The sequence below is a fragment of the Bacillus sp. FSL R5-0603 genome, assembly GCF_038050295.1.
GTDB lineage: Bacteria > Bacillota > Bacilli > Bacillales > Bacillaceae > Bacillus > Bacillus subtilis.
The window spans coordinates 670,364-686,350 of the sequence record NZ_JBBOYP010000001.1 but is presented as its reverse complement, the minus strand read 5'-3'; the positions used below and the strand labels follow the sequence as shown (position 1 = coordinate 686,350).

Below are 15,987 nucleotides of genomic sequence, written 5' to 3'. Positions count from 1 at the left end.
CTGCCCGTTCTCTAATCATCTTGTCGTAGCGTTCAGCCTTTGCGTCTTATCCCTTAGTCCTCCTACAGCGGCGCCTCCGCTTTACTTCCCGCTATGTACAGGGCGGGCTTCGGCGGTTTTTTCATTCCCGTTCCGAGGTAAAAGCTCGTGTGCGGCGGCTGGTTGTAGGCGGTATTCTGCCAGGCGATGCCGAGCCTGTAAACCGGATCATGCATCAGCGTGTAAAAGCGGTGGCGGGTGAGATGTGTCGTTGTATAGATACGGAGCGCGCTGCTGTCTTCCGTTCTCCATATCACTTCTTCCCGCCAGTCTCCGAACAGGTTGGCCTGAAGAACCGGGTTTCCTTTCGTGCCGTTGTTGGACAGCACGCCGGCCGGCTGAAATATCGTCTTCAGACAGCCGTTTTCAGCATCCCATTTTTCAATCTTTGGCCTGCCGATCGTTCCGTCCCAGTCATGATCAAGCAGTTCTCTGACCAAATCACCGTCCCACCAGATGGCGAAATTGGCTGAAGGGGGCGCTTTGTCGCTGATTTTTTCGCCTTTGCTCGTGAAAAGCCCGTACGACATGCCATCATTGCCCGGCGGATCAATTCCCCAGACGAGCGCCCCTTTGTAGCTTGGATCAATATGAGCCGCCATGCCCCGGCCAACGTCAGTTCCAGCATGGACGCCCCATAATATCTCACCGTTTCCGGCATCTCGCAGTGACAGTCCGTACGGCTTCGTAGCGTCCTCATGCACCTGGAACACTTCAAGCCCTTTTCGTGACGGGTCCAGATCCCCTACATGCATCGCGTCTCCGTGCCCGAGCCCCGTTGTGTACAGGCCGGTTCCGTCATGATCGACCGCCATTGCGCCGTATATGATTTCATCTTTTCCGTCTCCGTCGACGTCAGCCACGCTCAAGCTGTGGTTCCCCTGTCCTGCGTACGCTTCATGTCCCGGGTGGTTGGAGTCAAATACCCAGCGTTTTTTGAGCCTTCCGTTTCTGAAATCGTATGCCACAAGCACGGCTCTCGTATAGTAGCCGCGCGCCATTACAAGGCTCGGCCGCTCCCCATCCAAATAAGCGATTCCAGCGAGAAAACGGTCCATCCGGTTTCCATATCCGTCTCCCCAATCCTCCAGTTTGCCGCGGGGCGGTTCATATTCCACTGTCGTGAGTGCCTCACCGGTTTCTCCTTTAAACACAGTCAAATATTCCGGACCGGACAAAATTCTGCCCTGTTCGTTTCTAAAATCGGCCTGCTCATCACCGATGATATGTCCTTTCCCGTCTGTTGTGCCGTCAGCTGTTTTCATGGCGATTTCTGCTTTTCCGTCACCATCCAGGTCATACACCATAAATTGCGTGTAATGAGCGCCCGCTCTGATGTTTCTGCCGAGGTTGATGCGCCACAAAAAGGTGCCGTCCAGTTTATAGGCATCTATGAGAACCTCCCCGGTATATCCGTCATGGGCGTTGTCTTTGGAATTGGACGGGTCCCACTTCAGGATGATTTCATATTCTCCATCCCCGTCTACATCCCCGACACTGGCATCATTGGCGCTGTAAGTGTACGGCTTTCCGTCCGGCGTCACACCGCCTTCCGGTCTGGCAAGCGGAACCTCCAGAACATTTTCCTGCCAAACACGAGCTTCCTTGGAAAGCTTTTCTTCCCGTCCTTTATTGACAGCCACCACTTGATAAACAGAGTCAGCCGTTCCGTTTTGATCGAGAAAATTAGTGCTTTCAGCGATTGGATCGCGGGTGATCCGCTTTCCATCCCGATAAAGGTGAAAAGCCGTCGTCTCATGATCCGTGCCGAGAAAACGCCAGCTGACAAACACGCCCTGTTCTGTCTGTACCGCAATCAAACCTCTGGTCAAGTATTCCATTTGCCTCTTTTTTGGTTTCATTTGATGGGAACGGGCTGCACGCAGCCCGTTCCTTCCCCCTTTCAGTTAAGGCGTATACATATTTGGTTTTGGCTGTTCCGCCATGCCGTCTCCTAAAAAGAAGCTTGTGTGCGGCGGCTGGTTATAGGCGACATTTTGCCAGGCGATGCCAAGCCGGTACACCGGATCGTGCATCAGCGTGTACAGCCTATGCTCAGTCGGAATGGTCGTCGTGTAAATGCGCAGAGCACTGCTGTCCTCCGTTCTCCACACGACTTCCTCGCGCCAGTCACCGAGCAGATCAGCCTGAAGCGCCGGTGTTGCTTTTGTGCCGTTGTTAGCAGCTGCGCCTGATGCAGTCAGCACATTTTTCGATACGCCGTTTTGATAATCCCACTTATCAATTCGGTTGCTGTCCAGCTGCTCCCGGAGCAGATCGCCGTCCCACCAGATGCCGAAGTTGGTCGAGGACGGAACCCCGCTTCCGATTTTGACCCCTTTCGCCGAGTAAAGAGAACCGTTTGCCCACACCTCCTGTCCCGGATAACGCGGGTCAATATCAGCAGCCATTCCCCGGCCTACATCCTTGCCGGCATAAACGCCCCAAAGGATTTTTCCGGTTGCAGCATCCCGGAAAGATAAGCCGTATTTTGCATTTTTGTCCTCATGAACTTGAAACACCTCAAGCCCCGGCCGGCCCGGATCAAGATCTCCTGTATGGAGGGCATCTCCATGGCCTAAGCCGGTCGAGTACATGCCTTTGCCATCATGATCAACAGCCATTGAGCCAAAAATGATCTCATCTTTACCGTCTCCGTCAACATCCGCGATGCTCAGGTTGTGATTCCCCTGTCCGGCAAACGCTTCATTTCCCGACTTCGAAGAATCAAGCGTCCAAAGCTTTGACAGCTTTCCGTCTCTGAAGTTATAGGCGACAAGCATGGTTTTGGCATAATACCCTCTGGTCATGATCAGGCTCGGCCGCTGTCCGTCGAGGTAGGCAATGCCGGCGAGAAAACGGTCAACACGGTTGCCGTAGCTGTCTCCCCAATCTGACACATTGCCGCGCGCCGGTTCAAAATTTGCGGTGACAAGCTGTTTCCCGGTTGAACCTTGAAACACAGTGAGATATTCAGGGCCTGAAAGCACACGCCCCTGTTCATTTCTGTAATCTGCATCGGCATTTCCAATTACTTTGCCCGTGCCGTCTTTTGTCCCGTCTGCCGTTTTCATTGCCACTTCCGCTTTTCCGTCACCATCAAGGTCATACACCATAAACTGGGTGTAGTGCGCGCCCGCTCTGATGTTTTTGCCGAGATTGATCCGCCATAACTTTGTGCCGTCCAGTTTATACGCGTCAATCAGCACGTCACCCGTATAGCCATCCTGTGAATTGTCTTTTGAGTTAGACGGGTCCCATTTCAGGATCAGCTCGTATTGCCCGTCACCATCCACATCGCCAACACTTGCGTCGTTAGCGCTGTACGTGTAAGCTTCACCCTTTGGCGTCGTGCCGCCAGCCGGTTTATCCAGCGGGACGGAATGATACGGCTGCGCCCATACGGAGGCTTTTTCAGAAGCCGGCTGTTCGGTACCGTTTACAACAGCCCGAACCGTATACGTTGAGCCCGCCGATCCGTTTTTATCCACATAGTTCGTGGTTTTGACAGGCGCAGCATTCAGTTTTTGCCCGTCTCTGTACACATTGAACAAAACAGATGCGTTTTCAGTTCCAAGAAACCGCCAGGTGACAATAATGCCCCCGTCCGTCTTGACCGCTACAAGCCCCCGGTTCAGCGCTTCCATCTGCCGCGCTGCCCCTTCAGCTTTCACAGGACATACAGAGGCTCCCATCACCAACAAGACCAGCAACGTAACAGCAGTAAACATGCGTTTCCTTCGTGTAATCATCAGACAGCTCCTTCTCATTCATCTGTAAGCGCTTACTTAAATTGGATTTTATGCGCTGTGTGAGCTGTCTTCAATTTCACTTTTTTGCATCTGCCTATTTCGGACACTGCACTTTTTTGCGTATTTGTCACTTTTTTGTTACCCGACTTGATGGTGCTGGGCCTCCGTCTTTTGAAATCCCCTAAGAGCAAAAAACATCAACACAAGCCCAAATAAACACGGGCCGTAAAATGGGATCAGGCCAGGAAGCGTATACAGCAAATAAAGGACAAATCCGCACCCGATCAGCATACAGCCGGTCGTCAGCGGTCTCATGGCGCCAAACAGCAGTGCCTGCGGAATATATTTGCGAAGCGGGAGCTGGTAATGCACATAAAGGGGAAACACATACATCAGCGCGATGATATACAAAAGCCCTGCAAGCAGCGTGCAGCTTGTTACTGCAAAGGACAGCCAATTCGTACTGGCAGAAAAATAATGATAGTTGGCAGACAATATGAGCAAAAGAGCCGAAAACGCCAATCCGATCGCATTAACCTTGAGAAACTCTTTTTTATAGGTATCGAGAAATAACAGAAATATCGGGACATCCTTTTGCCCCATCAGCCATTTCCTTATAACGGCACACATCGCGGCTGTGCTCGGCGCCCATCCGAAAAGAACGCCGCCCAAAAGTGTAAACAACAGCCACAGCCCGTTGAGCCATGCTATTTTCACCACCGCTTCGCAGCCTGCATAAAGCGCATCCGTTACAGTCGTCTTCATCTTCTCACCGCTTGATGCACGGCAAAATCCCTGTAAGCTGCTTTCATGGGGGCCATCTGCCGGAACCCGATTTTTCCTTTTGTTAACACAGGCCCATATGTGCTGCCGTCGTCCATCCACTCAAGAATGGGCAGACCATTGATTGAAAAGTGCACATAGCCTTTGTCTTTGATCAGCTTCATACGATACAGAGAATCAACGTCGTCTGGAGAAGGCAGCGGATCGGCCCCCATTGCGGCGAGGTGGAAACCGCGGCTTTTTCTTAAATTGCAGGTGCGGAACGCTCTTTCCTCCGCGTATTTTCTGCGGAAATACGACAGGTGGAGCGCATTGATGTCCCCCGAATGATACTCGGGGTATTTTCCCGTTCTTTTCTGGAGACTTGGATCAAACAAATCCTCGCCTCCCATTCCCGCAGCAGAAAAAAACAGCATACACAATCCCGGCTGCTCGATCGGGGAGAAGTCCCATGTCACAATGATGCCGTCTGGAAAGGTTTCCGGACACCAAAAGACAAAGTGCGCTTCGTCCTGAACATGTGACAGGTGCAAGCTGTGATCGTCAAATGAGATCTGTCCGCCTCCCTCCATCCGCCAGTCCTTCACATCGCTTTTAGACCGGAGCGGATTGCGGTACAGGCACGCGCCTTCCTTATACATGTTCTTTTCCCTCCCGGCTCACTAGGTGGTCCTTAAGCGGAAGTCCGAGCTCTTCAATGCCTTCTGCCACAAGCTTCGCAACCTCCATTGCACCTTTTTCCGAAAAATGCGTATTGTCCTCAATACCGTCCGGGTAATTCGGATGTTCATTCGGCTGAAACCAAACGAACAATCGCTTCGACTCCTCCGGCCCGTATGCTTCATACAGCACCTTTGTTTTCGCAAGCAGATCAATCACAGGTACATCGAGCTCCTTCGCCAGTGCTTTCATCGCATCGGGATACTCACCGAGGGAATGCTCGATTCGTCCGTTTTCATCAAAGCGGCGGCGCTGCACCGATGTGACGAACACAGGATGCGCGCCCTTTTCGCGTGCCGTATCTGCAAACAAGGCAAGAAACTGCTGAAATGTGGAGTACGGCTTCGTCCCCCGCGGTTTTTGGTCATTGTGGCCGAATTGAATCAACAAATAATCGCCTTGTGTGATGCATTCGGCAATTGCTTGAAGCCTTCCTTCCTCCACAAAAGAATTGGTGCTCGCTCCTCCTTTGGCATGATTGTGTACCACTACCTCTTCAGAAAACAATTGCCCGAATACCTGCCCCCACCCCGCCATCGGCGCTTCATGAGGCGGGCAGTCACTCACAGTGGAATCTCCCGCTAAAAATACTTGAATCGGTTTCTGCATCACATGTTCTCTCCTTTCACGGCGTTTCCTGATACATTTGCCTGAAGACACCCGGCGGCATGCCGACCTGTTTTTTAAAAATCCGGTTGAAGTAATTGTGGCGGTAACCGACTTCTTCTGACACGTCATGAATTTTTTTATTCGTATTGACCAGTAGATCTTTCGCCTTTTCGATTCTGATCTGGGTCACATAATCGATAAAATTAATGCCGGTCACTTGCTTAAATGCCTTGCTTAACGTATATGAATTCATGCCAAGCGCATCGGCACAGCTTTCCAATGAAATGTCCGCCATATACTGTTCGTGAATCATCGCAATCACACGTTCTGCCAGCTGCTTTTGCTGTCTGTTTTTTCTGCCCTCAAGCTTGGAAAGGTAAGGCGTCACCACTACATCCATCAGCCAGGCCGCCGCTTCGTTAGGTTCGCGCAATTCTGAAATATCAAGAAACGGATTCCGGTGCTGAAACAGTTCGCTGGGATTGAGCCCGGAATGCAAAATATCCTCCTGAATGCGGGAAAACAGCTGAATCAGGGCGGAATGCACATGCCTGTCTATGGCCGCCTTTTCCGCCAGTTCCCTCATACATCCATCTATCAGTCCCTTGGCTTCCTGTTTTCTTTCCAGCCGGATGGCCTGAACAATTTGTTTTTCCAGCTCAAAAGGGTAATAAGGAGCGAACTGCTCATTCTGAGGAAAGTCGGCCTGCAAATCAATGACCTGATCCCGGTTAGCAAACTGCCTGCGGGATTTGCCGCTTTTCACATTCTGAAATAAAGAAGGGATTTCCGTGATACGCTCCGTTTTGCTGCTCAATGTCGAGGTCAGGCATAGTCCGGTTACATCCCCAAATTGGCGTGCCAGCTCCGTTATATACGCCTTCAGATCAGAGCTGTTTGTTTTCATCACAAGAACGGTGATAGAAAGCCGGCCGATATCAAGTATGGAGAGCTGAAAAACGCGTTTATCCGCCAATTCCTCAGCGATATTAGTCAGTGTAAACACAGCGAGCTGTTCATCATCGCAACAGAAGATGCTTTTTTCACAGCGGAGTCCTGTCAATTGAAGATCCAGCACATGAAACACGTTTTCGCCGATGTTCCAGCCGGCCTCCTCCATCCGAGATCTGAGACTGTCCTCGTTGTCATAGTAAAAATCCCCCTGCAAGAGATGCTGCAAAAAACTTTTTTTCATATGGGGCGTCTGCCGCAGGAGCTGCTCTTGAAGCTTCCGGCTTTCAAGGGATAGATCCTGCCATCTCTTTTCAATCCACTTGAATTCATCCTGCCCGGACGCCTGCCATGTTTTCTTCTCTCCTCCGGTAAACAAGCCAAGCAAATGCTGAATGGGACGATAGATTTTTTTTGATGCATACCATGTCATGCATACCGCCAAACCGATGCAAATGACCAGCATCACGATGATCACTTTTGATAAAAACACCATCGGCGCTGTAATAGCTGAAAGAGGCGCCGCTGACACAAAGGTCCATTGCTGATGCATCCGGTTCATTTCTCCAAAGGAGACAGAATACACCTTGCCTTCCCATTCCATCTGAAAATGGCCTTTCTCAGCAGGCTGTTTTTTTATCTCTTGAAGTAAAGTCTTTTCAAAATCTTTTTCCCCTTCATGAAACAGCACCTCTTGATTTTGATCTAAAAGCAGCGCACTGCCATCAGGATAGGGGGACAAGCTTTGCAGGATTGATTCCATTTCTTTCGGATCAACCGCCAGCATGATCGCGCCGAACGGTTTCTCCGCCGCGCCCGGAATGAGCTGGATCAGCATCGCTTGGTTTCCCGACCGTTTCCAATAAATGCTGTGGTCTGAGGCAAGCAGCGAGCGATACTTGCGAAGCGCCTCCTGTTCTGTCAAAGCACTGTATTCAGGGCTCAGCACAAGTGGCCGGGGGCTGTTCAGAAAGATGGAAGCCTGATCGATCAGCGGCTGCTGGTCCCGCAAAAGAAACAGCTTTTTCGTTAATTGATAGGAGAACGTAAAGTCTTTCTCCAAATCCCTCTCGGCCAATCCGTTCATCAGTGAAGAATCGTAGGCCATCTGGGTGAGTGCCAGTTCAAGCACTCCCAGCTTCTCATCCATTCGGCTGACCTCACGCGCCACCTGTGTTTCATGCGATCTCTGCAGCTCTTTCTCCACCTTGTCGATTGAAAGAAAGTAGATTGCGCCGCCAGTCAGCAATCCGGGAATACAGGCAATCAGCAAAATGAAGACAAAGTTTCTTTTGAAATACGTTCCCTTCCAGCGAGAAACCCGTTCCTTCTGTTGAGGCTGTTTTTTCATCCCTTTCCCCCCGCCGCTGTCTTTACTGATACACGCGTTTTTTCGTTTTCAAAACATCAGCAAGAAACGTCAGCGCAAGTCCCTGCCCCCATCCTTGTATTCGTTTGTAAGGCACCTGTTTGTATCCTTCGGCATTTTTCATGACGGCTGTCCCGGCCGATACCTTGCTGACCCGTCCGTCCTCTTCCACCGCATCCAAAATGGCGGCAAGCGATTTCTGCACATATTTTGTATACAGCTTTCCGCTCGATATCAGAGCAGAAGCAATACCCGCTGATGCCGAAACCTCCAGATAAGAATCCGGATCATCCAAAATCGTATGCCACAGCCCTGATTCATCCTGAAGCCGGACAAGCGCGCTCAGCTGGTCTCTGAGCGATCCGTCGATGATCATAAAGGAAGGATGTGTCACCTCAATAAGCGGGAGCGCCTTTGCCATCGTGAGTGCCGCCCAGCCGTTCGCCCTGCCCCAATAAATCCCCGACAGATGATTTTGCGCTTTGTTGTCCCAGGCGTGGTAGTACAAATTCGTGACAGGGTCCTGAAGCACATCCTCATGTCCGTGAAACTGGCGCAGGCCGTCTTCAAAATAATCCTCACGCTCCATGACCCGCCCGATTCTCAGCATAAACAGCCCAGCCATCATCAGCGTATCCGCCCATGCCTGTTCAGGGAATACGTATTCTGCCGCATTCACCGTATGCTGAAGGATACCCTCGCCAAAGCGCGGCGCCTTATGCAGCACATATTCCGCCATCTCGGCCGCTGTTTCCAAATACGCGTCATCACCCGTCACCTTGTGGAGGAACAAAAGCGTATGCCCGATGGAAACTCCGTTGATCGAAAGCGGCGGCAGCCCATCCTCCAGCTGTTCATCCACCCACGTTTTTAACAGATTGATATATTCCTCGTTTTCCGTCGCTTCATAGGCCTCCGCCACGCCGTAAAACGCGACGCCGCCCGGCCAATCCCACGCAAAATCCATCTGAAATGTCCGTTTCACGATCCGGTCAATGACGGACGTCACCTTTTCTTCATCAAAGATAAGCTGTGCCATCTGCAACACTCCTTTTTATTTTAATCCGGTTGTACTGATGCCCTGAACGATATATTTCTGAAACAAAAAGAATACAAGAATCACAGGCAATAACGAGACGGCCGACATGGCAAACATCGCGCCCCAGTTCGAAGCCGACTCTGTATCGAGAAAAAGCTTCAGCGCAAGTGAAACAGGGTAAAGCTCCGGCTTATTCAAATACAAGAGCGGCTGAATCAGCTCCTCCCACTTCCAATAGAAGGAGAAAATCGCAGACGTCGCAAGCGCGGGGGCAATCAGCGGGAGAATGATCCGCCAAAAGCAGGCAAAGCGCCCGCATCCGTCGATTCGCGCGGCTTCATCCAGCTCCTCGGGAATCGTCCTGATAAACTGGATCATCAGAAATATAAAAAACGCATGCCCGAAAAATTGCGGAACGACAATTGGTTTAAAGGAATTCAGCCAGTCTAATTTCGCAAACATAATATACTGCGGAATCATCAATACTTCATGAGGCAGCATTAACGTCCCCATCATGCACGCAAACCAAAATTTTTTCCCCGTAAACGGAATACGCGCAAATCCGTACGCAATGACAGCCGATGACAGGACGGCACCGATTGTTGACAGCCCGACAATAATCGCCGAGTTTTTAATAAACGTCAGAAACGGCTGTCCCGCAATGCCCTTCCACCCTTCAGCATAGTTACTGAGAATAAAAGGGTCGGGAATGAGAGAATGTGAGGTTGTAAAAATACTGGCGCTTTCTTTAAACGAGCTGACAAACAGCCAAATGACCGGGTACAGCAGTAACACCGCCAGCGTTGCCGTAAAAACATGGAACAGTATGCGTTTGGAACTGACGCGCCCGGCTTTTTTTCTTTCAAAAACCGGGGCTTTTCTGACAGGCTCGTTGACCGGCTCCATCCGTCATTCCTCCTTTGACTCGTAATGAACCCAATATGACGATGTTTTAAACAATATGAGCGTAATCAGCCCGACAATGACAAGCATGACCCACGCCATCGCCGATGCGTAGCCCATTTGAAAATAGTTAAACGCACGCTGGAACAAATAAAGCGAATAGAGAAGTGTCCCGTCAAGCGGCCCGCCCTCGCCCTTCGAAATGATATAGGCAGGTGTAAATGTCATAAAAGCAGAAATCGTCTGCATTACAAGATTAAAGAAAATAATCGGTGTAAGGATCGGAAGCGTGATCTTGAAGAAACGCTGCACCCGATTTGCCCCATCCACACTTGCCGCTTCCAAATACGAAGACGGAATGTTTTTCAGCCCGGCCAGAAAAATCAGCATTGACGACCCGAACTGCCAGACGGACAGCAGAATCAATGTCCACAGCGCACTTTTCGGATTCTGGTACCAAAGAATTTTTTGATCAATCCCGACAAAAAACAGCAGCGCATTGATGACCCCGTCATTGCCAAAAATATTGCGCCACATAATCGCCACGGCGACGCTCCCGCCGATGATCGAAGGCAGATAAAAGAGCGTTCTGTAAATGGCCGTTCCTTTTGCTGCATTGTTTAAAATGACAGCGATAAAAAGCGCGAAGCCGAGGCGGAGCGGAACCCCGGCAAGCACATACGTAAATGTCACCTTCAGAGACTGCCAATACTTTTCGTCATCCGTAAACATTTCCTTAAAGTTGTCGAGCCCGATCCATTTCGGCGCCGTAAACAAGTCATAGCTCGTGAAGGACAGAAACAGGGACGCCCCCATCGGGATCACCGTAAAGCATAGGAACCCGATGATAAACGGAGAAATAAAAGCATATCCCGCCAGATTGTCTTTTCTTATACTCCGGCTTTTTTTCATTGCGTCAGCCCCATTTCCCGTCAATTATTCCTCTCTAATATCTCATTGGCCTTTTTCCGGAACGTTTTGGCGGCTTTTTCCGGCGATACCTTCTGATACAGAATCTGATCTGACGTATCCTTAAGCAGCTTGATGACCTCCGCGCTTCCCACAGGCTCTGGCGGATCGGCTTTGCTGATGTTTTTTGACGCGGTTTCTACATACTCCACGATGTTGGCTTCTTCCTCATTCAGCTTCGGTTTAATCGCATCCGCCACCTTGTCGGAGACTGGAACGCCTCGCTCGCCTTTAATCAGCTGGTTCGCTTCCTCATTATTCACGAAGAAATTAATAAATTTCGCTGCCTCTTTTTTATGCTCAGAGCTTTTCGGAATGGAAAACAGCATACTCGGCTTCAATGTCAGCGCCTTTTCCTTCATTTGCTCCGGCGGCAGATAGAGAGACAGCGGCGAGTCTGTCAGCCGGGCAAAGCCCAAATATTGATTGGAGTAGTTCCATGTAATCGCTGATTTGCCTTTGACGATAAAATCGTCTTCCATCCCTTTAATCTGTGCGCTTTCATCAGGTGTTGGGGACGTTTTCGCTTTCACCAGCCTCAGCTGCCGTTCAAAGTAATCGACAAACAGCTGATCATCTTGATACGCGAGGCCAGTGCCGTCTTCTTTATAAAAGCGCTCACCCTTTGTGCGCAAATAATAAGGGAAGAAAATATCAGGCGGATGCATTCCGTTAGAACCGTAGACACCGGCTTTTTCCTGAAGATCATACGCCAGCTTCTCGTAATCCTCCCACGTCCAGTTTTCCTGATTGATAGACACACCGGCTTTTTTCAGCAAATCATCATTCGCAATCACAGACAGCACGTTGACACCTAGCGTAAACCCATATAGCTTATTGTCGATTTTTCCGCCCGACAGCATATTCTCGTCGATTGAGCTGACGTCAATCGTTCCATCCTTTGTATACGGCGTTAAATCCTCCAGTTGGTTCTTCTTTCCGTATTGGGCTAAGTAAGCGGTATCCATTTGAATGACATCAGGAAGCTGGCCGGCGGCAGACATGGGCGCAAGCTTTTTCCAGTAGTCATCCCAGTTCGCAAATTCCGCTTCAATATGGACGTGCGGATTCTTTTTCTCGTAAAGTTCAATTACCTTTGTTGTATAATCATGTCTTGGCTGCCCGCCCCACCACGCGATTCTGAGTGTAACGTCTTCTTTTTTTCCCGAGGCCTCTTCACCAGCTGAACACCCGCTGAAAAAAAAGACGCAGACAAGGGATAACAGCACGTAACAAATCTTCTTCAAACCAATCCCCCCTTTTAATGTAAGTGCTTACATTTTATTTTAAAGCGTTCGGATAGGGCGAAACACTCAAAAAACAGTGGCGAAAGTCAAAAAAACAGAGATGGCTATCCTGCGGAAGCGCCTCCCTGTTTTCTTCTGAATTCTGACGGTGTCAGACCGGTATATTTTTTAAAAACAAGACTGAAATACTTCGGATTATCGCCAAACCCGATTTCTTCAGCAATTTCTGATACACTCGCGTCCCGCCTCATTTTCATCTGTTTCATCGCATGTTCAAGACGCACTCGTGTAACATATTGGGAAAATTTCTCGCCTGTTTCCTGCTTAAATAACTTCCCGAGATAATCAGGATTCATAAACAGCATATCCTTCGCCGCCCATTTTAAGGACAGATTCGGATTTCTGAGCTCGTCGGAAATAAGCCTGATCATTTTTGAAATCACTGCGCTTCCGCGTAAGTCTCCAGACGCTTCGGCTGTATCACGAAACAGCTGCCCCGCGTGCCGAAGTTCTCCCGCCTGACTGATGGCCATCTTGCGGTCCGCAAAAACCTCCGCCGCCTTTTCAGCGGCGTTCTCCTCTACGGCGAGCACGGTCCATTCTCTGCTGCTGCAAACCGCTGTCAGTGCCGACCCGAGTGCCTCTCTGGCTGTGGCATCAATAGATTGTTCCCCTTTTAAGATCAAGAGGCGGATCTTTTTTCCGGCAAGTGAAGGCGGCGGAGACAGCTGGGCCACACCGGCGATCAAGCCTTCCAAGTATTGATCGGCTGCAAAGGAACGGATATGGTCCAGCTCGTGTTTCAGATGGGCTGTTTTCTTTTTGTGCACATCTTGCCGCTTCAGCTCAGCAATGATTTCCTCCAGCGAGCTGATAATCTGCTGTTCATTGCAGGGCTTCAGCAAATAATGCTTCACCCCATATTTCATGGCTTCCTTTGCGTACTCAAACTCTCCAAACCCGGACAGGACGATAAATTGCACCGACGGGCTGACGGCTGACACCTTTTTGATCAGCTCAAGCCCGTCCATGCCGGGCATTTTGATATCTGTAATAACAATATGCGGCTGCTTGTCTAATATCTTGTCATATGCTTCATTCCCATTCTGCGCTTTGCCGATTAATGAAGCGCCAAGCGCCTTCCACTCAATGATTCCCGCCATTCCATCAAGGATAATCCTCTCATCATCAGCCAGCAGTATTTTATACATCACACCACCTCATTTCGGCACGGTATTGTGATCACAATCCTCGTCCCCTTTTCATGCTCACTATGAATCTGCAATCCGTATGGCTCTCCGAATGTCAGGCTGATTCGCTCGCGGATATTCCAAAGTCCGATTCCTCTTCCGCCCGTTGATTCAAGAATCCGTCCATCCATGCCAGGACCGTTATCTTCGACCGTAATACAGACACATTCCTTCGCCTTTTTCGCCTGAATCCGGATGGCGCATGGCCTTGTAAAGGGTTCAAGCGCGTATTGAATCGCATTTTCCGCAAGCGGCTGGAGCGTCAGTTTCGGAATGAGGCAATGCTTCACCTCATCGTCAATATCCAACGTGAAATTCAGGCGCTCTTCAAATCGAAATCGCTGAATGGTCATATAGTGACGTACAATGTCCGCCTCCTCCTGAATGGTCACGATATCCTTTTTCATATGTATGCTGTTTCTCAGAAGAAAACCGAGCGATTCCACCATTTTTGAGATTTGCTTTTGCTGATTCGCCTTGGCCAGCCAATTGATGGACTCGAGCGTGTTATATAAAAAATGCGGATTGATCTGGGCTTGCAGTGCTTTCAATTCGGTTTCTTTAATAATGAGCTGTTTTTCCACATTTTCTTCCATCAGCTTATTAATCCGTTTCATCATGACAGTAAAATGGCGGTTCAGCATGCCGGCCTCATCCTGTGTATGTTCCGGCAGAGAAAGCGACACACCTGCTTCAATACCGCCGTGCTGTACCGATTTCATCGCGGTCACAAGCTGTTCAATCGGCTCCGTGATGCTGTTGGCGATTTTCCTTCCGAAAAGCAAAACCACACAGAAAAAGAGGAGAAAGCATGTGCCGATCACTGTTTTCATAAAGGAAATTTTCGCGAACATCTGATCAAAGGGGATAACGTTATAGTAGCTCCAATTTTGGTAGGATGATTGAAGATAAGAAATAAAGTAACGTTTGCCATTCTTTTTTATCAAGTCATAACCGGGGTGCTTCAGCGTCTCTTTTGCTGCCTCAGGAACATGCGCTGATGCATGTGCCGTATACACCAAATTCCCGCCTTGGTCAGCAATCATAATGTCTCCGACTGAATCGCCCCAATCCTTCGGCACATCACGAATTATCTGTTTTACATTGACTTGGATCAGCACCATGCCCAAGCCGTTCAGACTCAGCTGGTGATAGGACCTGATCTGCCGTGCTGAAATCAAGACAGGATCTGAACCGCCGAGCGTCATCCAAAGATTTCTTCCATTTTTCGCTTTCGCTCGCTTAAACACCTCTTCCTGCTCCTGCTTCAAAAGATTTGAAGAACTGCTTCCGGCTGAATACTCTGAGCCGCGGGCATCAATCAAATGAATGGAATCGATGTACTTTTCATCGCTGGCATATCCCGCAAGCTGATCCCAAAGCTCCTGCTTCATTTGATATTGATCATACGTATCATCCCGATTTTGCATGCTCAGGATGCGCTGAATCTGTTCGTCTGTAATGATTTCATATGACACATCCTCTATCTTCTTCAGCTCGTCTTCGATCCTTTCAGAAGACATCCGAAGCACCTCCGAGGACTTGCGGTAAATCTGCTCATCATACACATGAAAGGCATACTGGACCCCGCTGTATACAAACAGAAAGGATACGGCCATAATCAACGATAGAAACACAAACAGCTTATCCTTAATCTTCATCCGCCTGTACCAGCCAGCAACTCTTTTCTTCATGCCGCCTTTTCTTTCTCCTGCCGCTGATCCATTGACCGAAACGCTTTAAAGGACAGCTTCGTTAAGATCAGGCTGAGTAAACTCCCGCTGAAAAACAATAGAAACGTGACATGAAACAGAACGAGACAAAGCACACCGACAGCGCCCGCTGCCATCAAAAGCGTCACCGCCGGACGGCTGAAGGCAATGAAAAAGCTGATGCTCAGCACCTCTCTGATTTTTACGTCAAAATGAGAAAATACCGGGAACACATACAGCACAACAAACGCGAAAATCAAACTAATGCTCAGGAATACATTGACGAGCACAGGCTGGTCCATCTGAGCCGCTATCCGCATATCCGCAAACAGAAACAGGGCAGCCGTCACAACGATAAGCCCGAGGATCTGTGATGCCCGCCATTCCTTTTTAAACGTCCGAAAAAAGACAGAAAACACCGGGGCATCTGTATTCCCCTTCGCCCATTCTCTCGCCACTGTAAACATCGCGGCAGTAGCGGGCATCAGCCCAAATACAACCAGGCCTGCAAGAGAAAACAAAATCCAAAGCACATTCAAATAGGCCAGTCTCATCACCCACGTACAAAAACGATTCAGCCCATTTGTCACACTGTGTATCATCAACATCACCTTCCTGCTTCGGAAAACGCTTTCATTTTAAAG

General features: G+C 49.5%; 13 protein-coding genes. All 13 read right to left on the bottom strand.

Features of this window, described 5'->3' with window-relative positions:
- Window positions 1-62 precede the first annotated feature (62 nt).
- Window positions 63-1,901 carry a rhamnogalacturonan exolyase gene (gene rhgX / locus NYE56_RS03480; protein WP_341283470.1) on the bottom strand — a complete coding sequence of 613 codons (1,839 nt, stop codon included), beginning with the start codon at window positions 1,899-1,901 and terminating at the stop codon, window positions 63-65.
- 45 nt (window positions 1,902-1,946) lie between these two features.
- Window positions 1,947-3,791, bottom strand: coding sequence for a rhamnogalacturonan lyase (rhgW, locus tag NYE56_RS03475; RefSeq protein ID WP_445684721.1), 1,845 nt, complete (start codon window positions 3,789-3,791; stop codon window positions 1,947-1,949).
- Window positions 3,792-3,929: 138 nt separating this feature from the next.
- Complete coding sequence (locus tag NYE56_RS03470; protein WP_341283468.1) at window positions 3,930-4,556, bottom strand: YesL family protein; 627 nt, start codon at window positions 4,554-4,556, stop codon at window positions 3,930-3,932.
- Complete coding sequence (locus NYE56_RS03465; RefSeq protein ID WP_341283467.1) at window positions 4,553-5,215, bottom strand: YesU family protein; 663 nt, start codon at window positions 5,213-5,215, stop codon at window positions 4,553-4,555. The genes NYE56_RS03470 and NYE56_RS03465 overlap by 4 nt, the downstream gene beginning before the upstream one ends.
- On the bottom strand, window positions 5,208-5,906 hold the full coding sequence (gene rhgT / locus NYE56_RS03460; protein ID WP_341283466.1) for a rhamnogalacturonan acetylesterase: 699 nt from the start codon (window positions 5,904-5,906) through the stop codon (window positions 5,208-5,210). Before rhgT ends, NYE56_RS03465 begins: the two co-directional genes overlap by 8 nt.
- Before the next feature lie 13 nt (window positions 5,907-5,919).
- Window positions 5,920-8,205 (bottom strand): transcriptional regulator YesS, encoded by a 2,286-nt coding sequence (gene yesS, locus NYE56_RS03455; protein ID WP_341283465.1) that lies wholly within the window; start codon window positions 8,203-8,205, stop codon window positions 5,920-5,922.
- Between the two features lie 22 nt (window positions 8,206-8,227).
- Window positions 8,228-9,262: a rhamnogalacturonyl hydrolase YesR gene (yesR, locus tag NYE56_RS03450; RefSeq protein WP_341283464.1), complete on the bottom strand. Its 1,035-nt coding sequence runs from the start codon at window positions 9,260-9,262 to the stop codon at window positions 8,228-8,230.
- 15 nt (window positions 9,263-9,277) lie between these two features.
- Window positions 9,278-10,168, bottom strand: a complete 891-nt coding sequence (locus NYE56_RS03445) for a carbohydrate ABC transporter permease (RefSeq protein ID WP_341283463.1) — start codon at window positions 10,166-10,168, stop codon at window positions 9,278-9,280.
- Window positions 10,169-10,171: 3 nt separating this feature from the next.
- Complete coding sequence (locus NYE56_RS03440) at window positions 10,172-11,101, bottom strand: carbohydrate ABC transporter permease (protein WP_341283462.1); 930 nt, start codon at window positions 11,099-11,101, stop codon at window positions 10,172-10,174.
- Window positions 11,098-12,381 (bottom strand): ABC transporter substrate-binding protein, encoded by a 1,284-nt coding sequence (locus NYE56_RS03435; protein WP_123374332.1) that lies wholly within the window; start codon window positions 12,379-12,381, stop codon window positions 11,098-11,100. Before NYE56_RS03435 ends, NYE56_RS03440 begins: the two co-directional genes overlap by 4 nt.
- 104 nt (window positions 12,382-12,485) lie before the next feature.
- The gene (gene yesN, locus NYE56_RS03430; RefSeq protein ID WP_123374331.1) at window positions 12,486-13,592 is read right to left on the bottom strand and encodes a two-component system response regulator YesN; all 1,107 of its coding nucleotides are present in this window, start codon (window positions 13,590-13,592) and stop codon (window positions 12,486-12,488) included.
- Window positions 13,592-15,325, bottom strand: a complete 1,734-nt coding sequence (gene yesM / locus NYE56_RS03425) for a two-component system sensor histidine kinase YesM (RefSeq protein ID WP_341283461.1) — start codon at window positions 15,323-15,325, stop codon at window positions 13,592-13,594. The genes yesN and yesM overlap by 1 nt, the downstream gene beginning before the upstream one ends.
- Complete coding sequence (locus NYE56_RS03420; RefSeq protein WP_072173406.1) at window positions 15,322-15,951, bottom strand: YesL family protein; 630 nt, start codon at window positions 15,949-15,951, stop codon at window positions 15,322-15,324. The genes yesM and NYE56_RS03420 overlap by 4 nt, the downstream gene beginning before the upstream one ends.
- Window positions 15,952-15,987: the final 36 nt, after the last annotated feature.

Excerpts from the sequence above, each read along its gene's own strand:
- rhgX (WP_341283470.1), bottom strand. The coding sequence starts at position 1,901 with ATGAAACCAAAAAAGAGGCAAATGGAATACTTGACCAGAGGTTTGATT.
- rhgW (WP_445684721.1), bottom strand. The coding sequence starts at position 3,791 with ATGATTACACGAAGGAAACGCATGTTTACTGCTGTTACGTTGCTGGTC.
- NYE56_RS03470 (WP_341283468.1), bottom strand. The coding sequence starts at position 4,556 with ATGAAGACGACTGTAACGGATGCGCTTTATGCAGGCTGCGAAGCGGTG.
- NYE56_RS03465 (WP_341283467.1), bottom strand. The coding sequence starts at position 5,215 with ATGTATAAGGAAGGCGCGTGCCTGTACCGCAATCCGCTCCGGTCTAAA.
- yesS (WP_341283465.1), bottom strand. The coding sequence starts at position 8,205 with ATGAAAAAACAGCCTCAACAGAAGGAACGGGTTTCTCGCTGGAAGGGA.
- yesR (WP_341283464.1), bottom strand. The coding sequence starts at position 9,262 with ATGGCACAGCTTATCTTTGATGAAGAAAAGGTGACGTCCGTCATTGAC.
- NYE56_RS03445 (WP_341283463.1), bottom strand. The coding sequence starts at position 10,168 with ATGGAGCCGGTCAACGAGCCTGTCAGAAAAGCCCCGGTTTTTGAAAGA.
- yesN (WP_123374331.1), bottom strand. The coding sequence starts at position 13,592 with ATGTATAAAATACTGCTGGCTGATGATGAGAGGATTATCCTTGATGGA.
- yesM (WP_341283461.1), bottom strand. The coding sequence starts at position 15,325 with ATGAAGAAAAGAGTTGCTGGCTGGTACAGGCGGATGAAGATTAAGGAT.
- NYE56_RS03420 (WP_072173406.1), bottom strand. The coding sequence starts at position 15,951 with ATGTTGATGATACACAGTGTGACAAATGGGCTGAATCGTTTTTGTACG.